This is a genomic window from Rhizobacter sp. (genome assembly GCF_031412495.1).
GTDB lineage: Bacteria > Pseudomonadota > Gammaproteobacteria > Burkholderiales > Burkholderiaceae_C > Schlegelella_A.
Genome location: NZ_JANODC010000421.1, coordinates 1 through 13,683, shown reverse-complemented (window position 1 = coordinate 13,683; position 13,683 = coordinate 1). Strand labels below are relative to the sequence as shown.

The following is a 13,683-nucleotide window of genomic DNA, read 5'->3' as shown; positions in this document are numbered from 1 at the left end:
GGCGACACGTCGCTGGTGCCGAAGAAGCCGTGCCGGAAGCCGTCGATCATGTAGAAGAAGGGGTTGAGGTGGCTGACCTCGCGCCAGACCGGGGGCAGCGACGCGACCGAATAGAACACGCCCGACAGGAAAGTCATCGGCATGATGATGAAGTTCTGGAAGGCGGCGATCTGGTCGAACTTCTCCGCCCAAAGCCCGGCAATCAGGCCGAGCGCCCCCATCAGCGCGGCGCCGGCGACGGTGAAGAACGCGATCCAGAGCGGGTTGGCCACATGCAGCGGCGCGAACCAGATCGTCACCAGCAGCACGCCCGCGCCGACGGCCACGCCGCGCACCACCGAGGCGCCGACGTAGGCCAGGAACCAGGCCCAGTGGGAGAGCGGCGTGACGAGCACGAAGACGAGGTTGCCGGTGATCTTGCTCTGGATCAGCGAAGAGCTCGAGTTGGCGAACGCGTTCTGCAGCACGCTCATCATCACCAGTCCCGGGATCAGGAAGCTGGTGTAGCCGACCGAGCCGAAGACCGTGATCCGGCCTTCGAGCACGTGGCCGAAGATCAGCAGGTAGAGCACAGCCGTCAGCACCGGCGCCGCGACTGTCTGGAAGCTGACCTTCCAGAAGCGCAGCACTTCCTTGTAGAGCAGCGGCCTCGTTCCAGCGAGGATGCCGGTGTCCTCCTTCACGGCGCCGCCACCCGCATGGGCGTCTCGCCACGCATGATCTCGATGAACACGTCCTCGAGGTCGGCGCGGCCGATCTCGAGGTCCTCCGGGTGGCAGCCGGCGGCGTGCAGCACCGACAGGATGGACTCCACCTCGCGGGCATCGTGGGCCGTGATCTGCACCGTGCGGCCGGTGACGCGGGCGTTCGCGGCGAGCGCCTCCGGCAGCGGCCGGTCGAGCCGGAAGCGCAGCATCGTGCTCGCCGTGCCCGCGAGCAGCGCCGTGGTCCGGTCGAGGGCGACGACGCGGCCCTGCTTCAGCATCGCGATGCGGCTGCACAGGGCCTCGGCTTCCTCTAGGTAGTGCGTCGTCAGCAGGACGGTGTGGCCTTCCGTGTTGAGTCGCGAGACGAACTGCCAGAGCGTCTGCCGCAGCTCGACGTCGACCCCGGCCGTCGGCTCGTCGAGCACGATCACCGGCGGGCGGTGCACGAGCGCCTGCGCGACCAGCACGCGCCGCTTCATGCCGCCCGAGAGCTGGCGCATGTTGGCGTCGGCCTTGTCGGCCAGGCCCAGGTTGAGGAGCAGCTCGTCGATCCAGTCGTCGTTGTCGCGCACGCCGAAGTAGCCGCTCTGCAGGCGCAGCGCCTCGCGCACGCTGAAGAACGGGTCGAACACCAGCTCCTGCGGGACGATGCCGAGACGGCGCCGCGCCTGCGCGTAATCGGTGACGACGTCGTGGCCGAGCACCGAGACGCTGCCGCTGGTCGCCCGGGCCAGGCCGGCGAGGATGCTGATCAGGGTCGTCTTGCCGGCGCCGTTCGGGCCGAGAAGCCCGAAGAACTCGCCCTGCTGGATCTCGAAGCTGACATCGTCGAGGGCGCGGACGTCGCCACGGGCCGAAGGGTAGGTCTTGGCGACGTGGACGAAGGCGATGGCCGGCATGGTGAAGGGCGCGATTGTAGGGAGCGGCCGGATGGACAGCCCCGGTCGGGCCCCCTAGATTGCGGCGATCGCACGCCCGCCCATGGCCACTCAGAACAAGAAACCGAGGCGCACTGCCGAGCGCATCCTGGACACCACGCTCGCGCTGTTCAACCGCTTCGGCGAGCCGAACGTGTCGACGACGCTGATCTCCAACGAGCTCGGCATCAGCCCCGGCAACCTCTACTACCACTACCCGGCCAAGGAGGAGCTGATCACGCGCCTGTTCGAGCGCTACGACGCCGCCCTCACGGAGCTGCTGCGTGCCGCCGAGGACGTGCGCAACGTCGAGGACGCCTGGCTCTTCTTCCACATGCTGTTCGAGCTGATCTGGGGCCACCGCTTCCTGTACCGCGACCTCAACGACCTGCTCTCGAACAACCGCAAGCTGGAGATGCGTTTCCAGTTCGTCCTGCAGCGCAAGACGCGGGCCGTGCAGGCGGTGCTCGACGGCATCGCCGCGGGCACGGCGCTGCGCATCGACGCCCGCGACGCCGGGCCGGTGGCGACCTCGATGGTCGTGGTCCTGACCTACTGGCTGAGCTTCGAGTACGTGCGCGACCCGCGCAAGGCGCTGGAGCCCGAAGGGGCCGGTGCCGCCTTGCTCCGCGGCGCCTTCCACGTGCTCAGCCTGCTGCTTCCGTACCTCGACGCTGCCGGGCGGGACCACCTGCACAGCCTCGCCACCCGCTACCAAGCTCCAGGAGAGTGACCATGGCCCGTTGGACCGCCTTCCCGCACGATGCGGATGCCTACACCTACGACGTCGCCGCGCTGAAGAAGAAGTGGGCGAGGCTGCATGCCGGCGACGTCGAGCCGCTGCCCAAGGACGACAAGGTGCTCGCCGCCTGGGCCCTGTTCCATGCCGGCCAGTTCCAGAAGGCCACCGAGGCCGGCCTGAAGGCGCATGTCGCCGGCGCCGGCGCCGGCATGACCGTCGCCAACAAGTCGCAGGCGATCTACGCCACCTACCTGGAAGCCAGCGAGAAGACGCGGCTGGCGCTGCTGCTCGAGGTCGCCGAGCGCGCCGAGAAGCGGACGCGCGACGCGCCGGAGGAAGCGAATGCCTGGTACTGCATGGCCTACGCGCTCGGCCGCTACAGCCAGGGCATCAGCATCGGCAAGGCCCTCGCGCAGGGGCTCGGCGCCAAGGTGAAGAACGCCCTCGAGACGACGATCCGGCTCGCCCCGAAGCACGCCGACGCGCACATCGCCCTCGGTGCCTTCCACGCCGAAGTGATCGACAAGGTCGGCTCCCTGCTCGGCCGCACGCAGGGCGCGAGCAAGGACGCGGGCCTGGCGAGCTACAAGGCCGCGCTGAAGCTGAATCCGGGGTCGGCCATTGCCCGCGTCGAGTACGCCAACGGCCTGGTCATGCTCGAGGGCGAGAAGCGCATGAAGGAAGCGACCAGGCTGTACGAGGAGGCAGCCGCCTGCGAAGCGCTCGACGCCACCGAGCGGCTCGACGTGGAGATGGCCAAGGCCGAGCTCGCCGACTGAGGGGCCTGTCCGGTTCGGCGGACCGGCTTCGTACGAGTCGGTGGCGGGGATCTTCCCGCCACCCCTCACGGTCGCCGGAGATCCGCCATGCACACCCCCCGTCTGATCGGCGCCTACGCCGCCACCGCGGCAGGCGCGGTCATGGTTCTCATCGCCGCCTCGGTGGCGCTGACCCCCGCCACGCCGACGCCGAAGCCCTTGCGCAGCCTCGCGGCGCCGGCGATCGGTGCACCGACCCCTCACGACGTCAAGGAACCGGGCACCGGCGCGGACACGTCGGTCCCGTCGGCATCGGGCCTGCCGCTGGCGAACCCGAGCGACGAAGCCGCGGCGACGTTCTGAGCCGGCTTCGGCTCAGACGCGCCCGGCCCAGGGCAGCATCATCGTCATCAGCAGGAGTTTCTCGAACTCCGGCTCGAAGCGGTCGACGATGTCCTGCGGGCGTTCGCACATCGCGGCGTCGGTGTTCAGGCAGAACTGCTCGCCGCCGCCGTAGGTTAGCATGCTGACGCCGACGCCGATGTCGCCCGAGGCGGGCACCCAGAACATCGTCTGGCGCAGCAGCGAGCCGCAGAAGGTGAGCGGCGCGCCCGGCCCCGGCACGTTGGTCATCACGGCCGTCGACTTGCGCGCGAACAGGCCCAGGATCGCGTCCTGGATCGGCTTGGCCATCTGGCCGGCGATGGCGAGCACGGCGAACGCGAGCAGCGGCTGGAAGCTCGCCTTCAGCAACGTCATGCGCGCGCGCACGGCGTAGGTGCGCCCGACCGGGTTCTCGATGCCGATCGGCAGCACCAGGGGCGCCAGGCCGAAGCGGTTGCCGAGCTTCCAGGCCTCGTCGAGCGGCCGCAGGTTGACCGGCACCATGGCCCGGATCTCCTTGCCCTGGGGGTCGTCTCCCTGCGCGCGCAGCCAGGCGCCGATGGCACCGGCGACGCCGGCGAGCAGGACGTCGTTGATGGAGCAGCCGAGCGCCTTGCTCACGCACTTGACCCGGTCGAGCGGAATCGGCTCGCCCCAGGCGACCCGCTTGACGCCCGACGGCTTGCCCTTGAGCAGCGTCGGCGAATCGTCGGCCATCATCGCCATCGCGGCGATGTCGCTCATCACCCGGGCGCCGAGGCGGGAGCCGTGCAGCGTTCCGGCGACGCCCTGCTGCGGGTCGGCGAGCATCCCGAGCGAGCGCGCCATCGAAGCCTCGAAGAGCCCGGCGGCCTTCGCCGACAGGCCGCCGAGCGGCTTCAGCACCGCTTCGGCGAGCCAGTCGCTGCCCTCGCCCTCGTCGGCCGCGCGAGGCCGGCGGCTCGGCGGCTCGGCGCCGCCGTCGGTGATCGACATCATCACGGAGATCAGGGCGATGCCGTCGCCGATGCAGTGGTGGACGCGGGCGACAAGGGCGCTGCCGCCCTCGTAGGCCTCGATCAGCTCGAACCGCCAGAGCGGCCGGGCGCTGTCGAGCGGCGTCGTCGCCAGGACGCCGACACGGGCCTGCAGCGCCTCGCGCTCGCTCTGGCCGCGCCGCCGAGCGAGCTTGCCGCGGACGACGTGGTGGCGGATGTCGAACGCAGGATCGTCGCTCCAGTGCGCGCCGGCAGCGTCGTGGCACACGACCTGGCGGAAGCGCCCGTACTTCAGCAGCCTGTCCTCGACCCGGCGGCAGAGCGTCGCGAGCTCGATGCCCGGCTGCAGCAGCCAGACGCCGACGATCATCATCAGGTTGACGTCGTTGTCCATGCGCAGCCACGCGGTGTCCACACGCGACATGCGCTCGCGCAGCGGGGGCGGCAACCGCGTTCCTCGCTTCTCGATGGCGGCTGCGGCGGGCGGGGTCATGCGGGGGTGAAGATGCTGGGTAACATCGGACCCGTCAATCGCGGCTTTCACTACGACCGACCCCACGGAGACATGCATGGCAGATCTCAAGGCACAGTTCGAGCAAGCCGTCGCCGAGTCGAAGACCTTGCCGGAAAAGCCGGACAACATGACGCTGCTGAAGCTCTATGCGCTCTACAAGCAGGCGTCGAGCGGCGATGCCGACGGCAAGCGACCCGGCTTCACCGACATGGTCGGCCGGGCCAAGTGGGACGCCTGGGATGGGCTGCGCGGCAAGTCCGGCGACGAGGCGATGCAGGAATACGTCGACCTCATCGAGTCGCTGAAGTGACGTGGGGCGCCTAGCGCCCCACGCCGTCCCAGAGCGCAGCGAAGGGGATCTGCCGCGCTCAGGCTCAGGCCGGCTCGACCTGCCTGCGCCCGAACAGCCGCTTCGCGACCATGACCACGCCGAGCACGAGCGCACCCGCGACGATGCCGATCACGGCGTCGAGCACGAGCGGCGTCAGCAGCTTCAGCAGCGGCCCGATCGCGGCGATGTCCCCTGCGGCGGCGGCGAGGGCCTCGGCGGCATGGTGCAGCGGCGGGATCCCATGCTCGAGGATGCCGCCGCCGACGAGGAACATCGCTGCCGTGCCGACGACCGAGAGCGTCTTCATCAGGATCGGCGCGCCGGTGAGGATGGCGCGTCCGAGCTTCTGCGCGAGCGCGCCGGACCGGCGGCTGAGCGCGAGGCCGCCGTCGTCGAGCTTGACGATCCCGGCGACCAAGCCGTACACGCCCACGGTCATGATCACCGAGATGCTCGCCAGCACCGCGAACTGCGTCGCGATCGGCTGCGTCGACACGGTGCCGAGGCTGATGACGATGATCTCGGCCGAGAGCACGAAGTCGGTCCGGACGGCGCCCTTGATCTTGTCCTTCTCGACCGTCCTCAGGTCGACGGCCGGATCGGTCAGGGCACGCGCCAGCTCCTGCCGGTGCGCCTCGTCCTCCTCCCTGCTGTGCAGGAAGCGGTGGGCCAGCTTCTCGAAGCCTTCGTAGCAGAGAAAGGCGCCGCCCACCATCAGCAGCGGCGTCACCAGCCAGGGCGCGAGGGCGCTGATCAGCAGCGCCGCCGGCACGAGGATCACCTTGTTGATCATCGAGCCCTTGGCGACCGCCCACACCACGGGCAGTTCGCGCTCGGCGCGGACGCCCGAGACCTGCTGGGCGTTGAGGGCCAGGTCGTCGCCGAGCACGCCGGCGGTCTTCTTGGCCGCGACCTTGGTCATCACCGACACGTCGTCGAGGATGGTGGCGACGTCGTCGAGGAGGGCGAGCAGGCTGCTGGCCATGGTTCAGGCCTTCTTGCGGCGCTTGGCCGGGACGGCGACCCGCGGCAGCAGCTTGTCGAGCTGGGCCTCGATCTCGGACTCGATCTTGCCGCCGAAGGCACCGAGCAGAAAGCCGAGCTTCGCCGTGAGGTCGAAGGCCGTCGCCTCGACGCGCAGCTGGCCCTCGATGCCGGCGCGCCGGAACTCGACGACGTCGCTGTCCTCGCCTTCGATCACCGTGCACTCCATGGCGAACCTTTCCTCCACGGCCTCGGCCCATTTCCAGGCCATCTTGCGGGCCTTGGCCAGCCCGAGGGCGTGCGTTCGGTGGATGTGGATGTCGGCCATGGTCGGCGTCCTCAGGGTGGGGGCGTAGAGGCGGCAGCTGCCGCCAGATGGGCACGCCGCTCGCCTGCCGGCAGCGCGGCCAGGCGCTTCACTTCGGCGTAGAAGCGCGGAAAGTCGCCGCCGCCGCGCCTGAACAGCTGCTCGAACTGCGGCACGAGGTCGTTGTAGGCGGCGAGGACGCCGAGGGCGGCGTTGTTGGCGCGCGCGAACCAGGCGTCGTAGCCGGCGTAGCCGCCCCAGCGCGCGGCCTTGATCGCCTCGTGCTCGGCGCGCATGGCGGCAAAGAGCGCGGCCTTGCCCTGGCGCTTCTCTGCATCGCTGGCGCTGCTGGCATAGAGCGCCTGCAGCTCGCCGCGATAGCGCAGCGTCAGGGCTCGGAAGTCGGCGCGCCGCGCCTGCGCGCTCGCCTGCTCGGCACGCGTCGACGCGTTCGCCTGGCCGGCCAGCCAGCGGGCGCTGCCGATCTGCTCGACGGCGGTGGCGAAGGACTCGTTGAACGCGGTATCGCCCGGCACGTAGACGACCTGGTGTGCGAGCTCGTGGAAGATGAGACGGGCCAGGTCGGCCTCCGGGTAATGAACGAAGGTGTTGAGCAGCGGGTCGGCCAGCCAGTCGCCCGGCAGCCGGCCGAGCGTCGAGTACGCCGGCACCGGGTAGACGAGCGCCTCGTAGCCGGCGCCGCGCAGCTCGGCAGCCTCGGCGGCCGCCCCCGCTTCGCTGTAGTAGCCTCGGTAGCCGACGCAGCCGACCACGACGAAGCACCAGGTCTTCAGGGTCAGACTCAGCTCGGGCGCGGCGACGACGTTCCACACCGCGGCCGTGCGGCCGAGGTCGGCATAGCGGCGATAGCTCGCGTTGTCGGGCTCGCCAAGCTCGCGAACCGCGAAGTCGCGGATCCGTCGCGACAGCTCGAGGCGCTGCTTCAGGGCCGGCGGCGTCGACGGGTCGGCCAGCCAATCGGACACCGGGCGCGCCGCGTTGACGATGTTGAGATGCCCGGTCGCCGCCTGCCCGTAGTAGCCGAGCGCGCTGCAGCCGGAGGTGAGGCAGATCGCGCCGGCCGCCGCGAGCACGGTGGCGCCGAGCCCGCCGCTTGCGAAGATCGCCATTCGCAGCGCCCGCTTCACGCCAGGGCGGGTTCCGGCGCCGGCTCGACCTCGACGAGGCAGTCGTAGAAGCTGGGGGCGCGGCCGATGTCGGTCAGGCGCTGGTGGGTCAGCTCGTTGACATTGCGGCCGTCCTCGCCGAGCTTGCGCCACCACACGCCGAGGCCGTTCACCACGCCGGGCCGCGCCCTCGCGCCGACGATCGCCTTGCAGACGATGCTGCCGCGGTCGTTGAAGATGCGCACGCGCTGGCCGCTCGAGATGCGCCGCGGGCCGGCGTCGGCCGCCGAGATCTCGAGCACCGGCTCGCCTTCGATGTCGCGCAGGCTCTTGACGTTGACGAAGGTCGAATTGAGGAAATTGCGCGCCGGCGGCGAGATCATGGCCAGGGGGAAGCGCGCGGCGAGCATAGGCGTATCGATCGGCGACTCGTAGTTGGGAACATGGTCCGGGACCCCGAGCCCGGGCGCGTCGATCAGGCACTTGCCGCTCGGCGTCGGGAAGCCGCCGTGGGCGAACGGCGCCTCGGGCAAGTCGAGCTTGACCCAGCCCTTGGCACGCAGCTCGTCGAAGTCGACGCCGCCCTCCTGCTTCGGGCGGTACGCCTGGCGCGCCAGGGCCTCGTCGGTCTCGGCGAAGCAGGGATCGTCGAAGCCCATCCTCGCCGCGAGCTCGCGGAAGATCTGGGTGTTCGGCTTCGTCTCGCCGAGCGGCGCCACGGCGGCCTCGTTGACGAGGGCGTAGGTGTGTCCGTAGGCGGCGTGGACGTCGAGGTGCTCGAGCTGCGTCGTCGCCGGCAGGACGATGTCGGCGTGGTCGGCGGTGTCGGTCAGGAAGTGCTCCAGGACGACGGTGAACAGATCCTCGCGCGAGAAGCCACGGACGACCTGCGGCGAGCCGGGCGCCACCGCGACCGGGTTGCTGTTGTAGACCACGAGCGCCTCGATCTTCGGCCCGAAGCGCCGGCCGTCCGGGAGGAGCTCGCCGCTCTCGCGCAGCAGGTCGTCGCCGATCGTGCTCATGTTGATGGTGCGCGGCCGGCGCGCACCGAGGAGGTCGGGCCGGCGCAGCGCCGCGTCGTTGCGGGCGCGTGCGAACCAGCCCGAGCTCGACAGCAGCATGCCGCCGGCGCGATGCCGCCAGGCGCCGACGAGGCAGGGCAGGATGGCAATCAGGCGCGCCGCGTTGCCGCCGCCGCGCACGCGCTGCATGCCGTAGTTGAGGCGGATCGCCGCCGGCCGGATCGTCCCGTAGTCGCGGGCCAGCGCGCGCACCTGCGCCGCCTCGATGCCGCAGACCGCGGCGACGCGCTCCGGCGGCCAATGCAGGGCCCGCTCGCGCAGCGCCGGCCAGCCTTCGGTATGCCGATCGATGTAGTCCTGGTCGAGGGCACCGTCGGCGATCAGCTGGTGCATCAGGCCGAGCGCGAGGGCGCCGTCGGTGCCGGGCAGCAGCGCGATGTGCTCGTGGCAGCGTTCGGCCGTGTCGGTGCGGCGCGGGTCGATGCAGACGAGCTTGGCGCCGGCGCGCTTGGCCGCCTGCGCGTAGGTCCAGAAGTGCAGGTTCGAAGTGATCGAGTTGCTGCCCCAGATGACGATGAGCCGGCTCTCGGCGTAGTGCTCGACGTGCATGCCCACCTTGGCGCCGTATGTCGCGGCGACCGCGTCGCCGCCGGCCGAGGAGCAGATCGTGCGGTCGAGCAGCGAGGCGCCGAGGGTGTGGAAGAAGCGCCCGGCCATGCTTTCGCCCTGCACCAGTCCCATCGTCCCGGCGTAGCTGTAGGGGACGATGGCTTCCGCGTTGGTGCCGTCGGGGCCGGCGATCGCCTTCAGGCGCGCGGCGATCTCGGTCAGCGCGGCGTCCCAGCTCACGCGCTCGAAGGCACCGCTTCCTTTCGGGCCGATGCGGCGCAGCGGATGCAGCACGCGCTCGGGGTGGTAGGTGCGCTCGGGGTAGCGCGAGACCTTGGTGCAGAGCGCGCCGTGGGTGGTGGGGTGATCGGGGTCGCCGTGCACCTTGACGGCTCGACCGTCCTCGACCGTGACCCACATCGCGCAGGTGTCCGGACAGTCGTGCGGGCAGGCGGCGCGGACCAGCTTCGAGCTCATGGCCAAACTATGGCACAGCACCTGCGAGGAGCGGGGTCAGGCGATAAACTCGGCCGACATCGGAGCGCCCCATGCAAGTCATCGAATCCATCCTCGCCGACGCCGCCCAGATCACCGCCCTGCGCCGCGACATCCACGCCCACCCCGAGCTCTGCTTCGAGGAGCGGCGCACGTCGGACCTCGTCGCCGAGCAGCTCACCGCCTGGGGCATCCCCGTCCACCGCGGCCTCGGCACCACCGGCATCGTGGCGAGCATCAGGAACGGCACGAGCACGCGCGCGGTCGGCCTGCGCGCCGACATGGACGCCCTGCCGATCACCGAGTTCAACACCTTCGCGCACAAGAGCACGCACGCCGGCAAGATGCACGCCTGCGGCCACGACGGCCACACGGCGATGCTGCTCGCCGCCGCCAAGCACCTGTCGAAGCACCGCAACTTCGACGGCACCGTCCACCTCATCTTCCAGCCGGCCGAAGAAGGCGGCGGCGGCGCGCGCGAGATGATGAAGGACGGCCTGTTCGAGAAGTTCCCGATGGAGGCGGTGTTCGGCGCGCACAACTGGCCCGGCCTGAAGGCAGGCCAGTTCGCGCTCAAGTCGGGTCCGGCGTTCGCCTCGAGCAACGAGTTCCGGATCGTCATCCACGGCAGGGGATCGCATGCGGCGATGCCGCACAACGGCATCGACCCGGTGCCGGTGGCGTGCCAGATCGTCAACGCCTTCCAGACCATCATCAGCCGCAACAAGCGGCCGATCGACGCCGGCGTGATCTCGGTGACCATGATCCACACCGGCGAGGCCACCAACGTCGTCCCCGACAGCTGCGAGATGCAGGGCACGGTGCGCACCTTCACGCTCGAGGTGCTCGACCTCATCGAGCAGCGCATGCAGGAGGTCGCCGAGCACACCTGCGCCGCCTTCGGCGCGTCGTGCGAGTTCGAGTTCAAGCGCAACTACCCCCCGACGATCAACCACCCGGCGGAGACCGAGTTCGCCCGCCGCGTGATGACCGACATGGTGGGCGCCGCCAACGTCATCGAGTTCGAGCCGACGATGGGCGCCGAGGACTTCAGCTACTACCTGCAGGAGAAGCCCGGCTGCTACTTCCTGATCGGCAACGGCGACGGCACGCACCGCGAGAGCGGCCACGGCATGGGGCCCTGCATGCTGCACAACCCGAGCTACGACTTCAACGACGAGCTGATCCCCCTCGGCGGCACGCTCTGGGTCCGCCTGGCCGAAGCCTGGCTGGCGACGCCGCGGTGAGCGACGCGCCCGGCGAACGCCGCGCCGTTCCCAGGCCGGTGCGGGCGCCGGTGCGGGAAGCGGGCGTCGCCGCCCATTTCGCGCAGACCTACGCCGAGGCGCGCGACAAGTTCTTCGCCGCGGCCCGCTCGCGCGGCCTCGGCGTCGACACCCATGTCCACCCGCTGCTCGGTCAGGACGGGGAGATGCTGGGCATGGACGTGGCGCGCGACGGGCCCCGGGATGCGCAGGCCGTGCTCGTCGTCAGCAGCGCCTGCCACGGCCTCGAGGGCTTCTGCGGCTCCGGCGTGCAGGTGGCCCTGCTGGGAGATGGCGGATGGCACGATGCAGCGGCGGCCGCGGGCGTCGCCGTGCTCTACATCCATGCGCTCAATCCCTGGGGCTTCTCGTGGTGGCGGCGGACGACGCACGAGAACGTCGACCTGAACCGCAACTTCCGCGACTTCGCCCTGCCGGCGCCCACGAACGCCGGCTACGACGAGCTCGCCGATGCCTTCGTGCCCGCCTCGTGGCCGCCGGACCCGGCCACGCGCGCGCGGCTCGACGCCTACGTCACGGCGCACGGCGAGAAAGCCCTCCAGCAGGCGGTCTCCGGCGGCCAGTACAACCACCCGGACGGCCTCTTCTACGGCGGCACTGCGCCGACCTGGAGCCACGAGACGCTGCGCCACGTGCTGCGCACGCACGGCTCGCGTTGCCGGCGGCTCGCCTGGATCGATCTCCACACCGGGCTCGGCCCGAGCGGGCACGGCGAGCGCATCTTCGCCTGCCGCGACGACGCCGCCGCGCTGGCGAGAGCCCGCGCCTGGTGGGGCGACGTGACCTCGTTCTACGACGGCTCGTCGACCTCGGCCGTCCTCACCGGGCTGATGTTCAATTCGGCCTACGAGGAATGCCCGCAGGCCGAGTACACCGGGATCGCGCTCGAGTACGGCACCCTCCCGCAGGCCGAGGTGCAACTGGCGCTGTGCGCCGACCAATGGCTGCAGAACCACCCCGAGGCCGACGACGCGACCCGCCGCGCCATCAAGAAGCAGGTGCGCGACGCCTTCTACACCGACACCGACGAGTGGAAGGCGCGGATCGTCGCCCAGGCCGTGGACGCGGCCGAGGGCGCGCTCCGCGGCCTGTCGACGAGCGCCTGAGGCGCCTGCGGTCCCTCCCGGGCTTCAGGGCGCGATCGCGTCGCCGAGCACCAGCCCCTCGCGGCGCGGGTCGGCCCCGCCCTGCAGCGCCGGCGCGCCGTGGGCCCGGACGCGGACGACGGTGCCGATCCCGCTCGACTGGGCGCCGACCGACACCGTGTGGCCGAGGGCGCGCAGGCCGGTGACGAGCGGATCGGCGCCGCCGCTGTTCGCGGCGTTCACGTTCGGGTGCTCGCCGCCCACGTTCGTCGTCGGGCTGTTCGCGGCGCCGAAGTCGACCATCGAGGTCGCCTGCTGCGCGTCGAGGTTCCAGTCGAGCACGCCGACCAGCGTCTTGACGACGTACTGGATGATCGCGCCGCCGCCGGGCGAGCCGGTGCCCATGTGGAAGGCGCCGCGGCTGCCGTCGGCGTTCTTCCTGAAGACGAGGGTCGGCGCCATCGAGCTGCGCGGCCGCTTCAGCGGCGCCACCCGGTTGGCGATCGGCTGGCCCTCGGCATCGGTCGGCGCGACGTCGAAGTCGGTCAGCTGGTTGTTGAGGATGAAGCCCCCGGTCATGTGGAACGAGCCGAAGCCGCTCTCGACCGTCGACGTCATCGAGACCACGTTCCCGGCGGGATCGACGATGGTGAAGTGCGTCGTCCCGGCCCCGGTCGATCCGGCGCTGGTGCCCCTCGGCAGCGAGCCCAGGTTGCCGGGCTGCGCGGTGCCCATCGACGCCGCCGGGCTGATCTGGTCGGCGCGACTGCGCAGGTAGGCCTTGTCCGTCATCGCCTCGTGGCTGCCGCCCGGCAGCGGCACGAAGTCGGTGTCGGCGACGTACCTGTTGCGGTCGGCGTACGCCAGGCGCTCGGCCTCGCTGACCAGGTGCACGGCCTGCGCCTGCGGCTTGCCGCCCTCGACGCCCGGCGCGACCGGCGCCAGCCGGCCGAGGTCGAAGTTCTCGAGGATGCCGAGCGTCTGCGCGACCGCCAGGCCGCCAGACGAAGGCGGCGACATCCCGCAGACCCAGTACGCGCGGTAGGTGGTGCAGACCGGGTCCCGCTTCCTGGCCCGGTAGCCGGCGAGATCGGCCGGCGTGGTCTTGCCCGGGGTGATCGCCGCGCCCGTCTGCGCGTGCGCCGTGACGTTGATCTTCTCGACGATGGCCTGCGCGATGGTCCCCGTATAGAAGGCGTCCGCGCCCTGGTCGGCGATCGCCGCCAGCGTCGCCGCGTAGGCCGGGATCGCGAGCTTGGTGCCGAGCACCTTCGCGGTCCGGTCGGGGTGAAAGTAGGTGCGGGTCGCTTCGGCGTCGGCGAGCAGGCTGCTGCGCGAAACCTCGAGAGCCGCGGCCAGCCGGCCGCCGATCGGGAAGCCGTTCGTGGCCAGGGCGATCGCCGGCTGGAACAGGTCGCGCCAGGGCAGCTTGCCGTGC

The 13,683-nt window shown here is 70.8% G+C and carries 14 protein-coding genes; 6 read left to right on the top strand and 8 right to left on the bottom strand.

The window, feature by feature from the left end; all coding sequences use genetic code 11:
• Nucleotides 1–683, bottom strand: a 683-nt coding sequence (locus AC30N0_RS15545) for an ABC transporter permease (protein ID WP_489518808.1), incomplete at its 3' end; no start/stop codon positions are given.
• On the bottom strand, nt 680–1,606 hold the full coding sequence (locus tag AC30N0_RS15540; RefSeq protein ID WP_489518807.1) for an ABC transporter ATP-binding protein: 927 nt from the start codon (nt 1,604–1,606) through the stop codon (nt 680–682). The genes AC30N0_RS15545 and AC30N0_RS15540, both read right to left, overlap by 4 nt.
• 82 nt (nt 1,607–1,688) lie before the next feature.
• On the opposite strand from AC30N0_RS15540, the gene AC30N0_RS15535 reads away from it, so the two are divergent.
• From AC30N0_RS15535 to AC30N0_RS15525, 3 genes are all read left to right on the top strand, one after another.
• Complete coding sequence (locus AC30N0_RS15535; RefSeq protein ID WP_489518806.1) at nt 1,689–2,357, top strand: TetR/AcrR family transcriptional regulator; 669 nt, start codon at nt 1,689–1,691, stop codon at nt 2,355–2,357.
• A 2-nt stretch (nt 2,358–2,359) separates the two neighbouring features.
• Complete coding sequence (locus AC30N0_RS15530) at nt 2,360–3,145, top strand: hypothetical protein (RefSeq protein ID WP_489518805.1); 786 nt, start codon at nt 2,360–2,362, stop codon at nt 3,143–3,145.
• Between the two features lie 87 nt (nt 3,146–3,232).
• The gene (locus AC30N0_RS15525) at nt 3,233–3,487 is read left to right on the top strand and encodes a hypothetical protein (RefSeq protein ID WP_489518804.1); all 255 of its coding nucleotides are present in this window, start codon (nt 3,233–3,235) and stop codon (nt 3,485–3,487) included.
• A 12-nt stretch (nt 3,488–3,499) separates the two neighbouring features.
• On the opposite strand, the gene AC30N0_RS15520 is transcribed toward AC30N0_RS15525, so the two are convergent.
• Entirely contained in the window at nt 3,500–4,909 is a 1,410-nt protein-coding gene (locus AC30N0_RS15520) for a wax ester/triacylglycerol synthase family O-acyltransferase (protein WP_489518810.1), read from the bottom strand.
• Nucleotides 4,910–5,054: 145 nt separating this feature from the next.
• On the opposite strand from AC30N0_RS15520, the gene AC30N0_RS15515 reads away from it, so the two are divergent.
• On the top strand, nt 5,055–5,309 hold the full coding sequence (locus AC30N0_RS15515) for an acyl-CoA-binding protein (RefSeq protein ID WP_489518803.1): 255 nt from the start codon (nt 5,055–5,057) through the stop codon (nt 5,307–5,309).
• A 64-nt stretch (nt 5,310–5,373) separates the two neighbouring features.
• On the opposite strand, the gene AC30N0_RS15510 is transcribed toward AC30N0_RS15515, so the two are convergent.
• The 4 genes from AC30N0_RS15510 to AC30N0_RS15495 are packed head-to-tail and all read right to left on the bottom strand — an operon-like array spanning nt 5,374 to nt 9,856.
• Nucleotides 5,374–6,315 carry a DUF808 domain-containing protein gene (locus tag AC30N0_RS15510; protein WP_489518802.1) on the bottom strand — a complete coding sequence of 314 codons (942 nt, stop codon included), beginning with the start codon at nt 6,313–6,315 and terminating at the stop codon, nt 5,374–5,376.
• 3 nt (nt 6,316–6,318) lie between these two features.
• Nucleotides 6,319–6,642, bottom strand: coding sequence for a polyhydroxyalkanoic acid system family protein (locus AC30N0_RS15505; RefSeq protein WP_489518801.1), 324 nt, complete (start codon nt 6,640–6,642; stop codon nt 6,319–6,321).
• Nucleotides 6,643–6,653: 11 nt separating this feature from the next.
• Nucleotides 6,654–7,751: an aminopeptidase gene (locus AC30N0_RS15500; RefSeq protein WP_489518800.1), complete on the bottom strand. Its 1,098-nt coding sequence runs from the start codon at nt 7,749–7,751 to the stop codon at nt 6,654–6,656.
• A 14-nt stretch (nt 7,752–7,765) separates the two neighbouring features.
• Nucleotides 7,766–9,856: a molybdopterin-containing oxidoreductase family protein gene (locus AC30N0_RS15495; protein WP_489518799.1), complete on the bottom strand. Its 2,091-nt coding sequence runs from the start codon at nt 9,854–9,856 to the stop codon at nt 7,766–7,768.
• Nucleotides 9,857–9,927: 71 nt separating this feature from the next.
• Here AC30N0_RS15495 and AC30N0_RS15490 point away from each other — a divergent pair, with 71 nt between their 5' ends.
• Nucleotides 9,928–11,121, top strand: coding sequence for a M20 aminoacylase family protein (locus AC30N0_RS15490; RefSeq protein WP_489518798.1), 1,194 nt, complete (start codon nt 9,928–9,930; stop codon nt 11,119–11,121).
• A 50-nt stretch (nt 11,122–11,171) separates the two neighbouring features.
• On the top strand, nt 11,172–12,266 hold the full coding sequence (locus AC30N0_RS15485) for a M14 family metallopeptidase (protein WP_489518809.1): 1,095 nt from the start codon (nt 11,172–11,174) through the stop codon (nt 12,264–12,266).
• 24 nt (nt 12,267–12,290) lie between these two features.
• On the opposite strand, the gene AC30N0_RS15480 is transcribed toward AC30N0_RS15485, so the two are convergent.
• On the bottom strand, nt 12,291–13,683 hold a 1,393-nt coding region (locus AC30N0_RS15480), incomplete at its 5' end, for a gamma-glutamyltransferase family protein (RefSeq protein WP_489518797.1).

Bases quoted from the DNA above. Each gene is read 5' to 3' on its own strand.
- AC30N0_RS15540 (WP_489518807.1), bottom strand. From the start codon at position 1,606: ATGCCGGCCATCGCCTTCGTCCACGTCGCCAAGACCTACCCTTCGGCC.
- AC30N0_RS15535 (WP_489518806.1), top strand. From the start codon at position 1,689: ATGGCCACTCAGAACAAGAAACCGAGGCGCACTGCCGAGCGCATCCTG.
- AC30N0_RS15530 (WP_489518805.1), top strand. From the start codon at position 2,360: ATGGCCCGTTGGACCGCCTTCCCGCACGATGCGGATGCCTACACCTAC.
- AC30N0_RS15525 (WP_489518804.1), top strand. From the start codon at position 3,233: ATGCACACCCCCCGTCTGATCGGCGCCTACGCCGCCACCGCGGCAGGC.
- AC30N0_RS15520 (WP_489518810.1), bottom strand. From the start codon at position 4,909: ATGTCGCGTGTGGACACCGCGTGGCTGCGCATGGACAACGACGTCAAC.
- AC30N0_RS15515 (WP_489518803.1), top strand. From the start codon at position 5,055: ATGGCAGATCTCAAGGCACAGTTCGAGCAAGCCGTCGCCGAGTCGAAG.
- AC30N0_RS15510 (WP_489518802.1), bottom strand. From the start codon at position 6,315: ATGGCCAGCAGCCTGCTCGCCCTCCTCGACGACGTCGCCACCATCCTC.
- AC30N0_RS15505 (WP_489518801.1), bottom strand. From the start codon at position 6,642: ATGGCCGACATCCACATCCACCGAACGCACGCCCTCGGGCTGGCCAAG.
- AC30N0_RS15500 (WP_489518800.1), bottom strand. From the start codon at position 7,751: ATGGCGATCTTCGCAAGCGGCGGGCTCGGCGCCACCGTGCTCGCGGCG.
- AC30N0_RS15495 (WP_489518799.1), bottom strand. From the start codon at position 9,856: ATGAGCTCGAAGCTGGTCCGCGCCGCCTGCCCGCACGACTGTCCGGAC.
- AC30N0_RS15490 (WP_489518798.1), top strand. From the start codon at position 9,928: ATGCAAGTCATCGAATCCATCCTCGCCGACGCCGCCCAGATCACCGCC.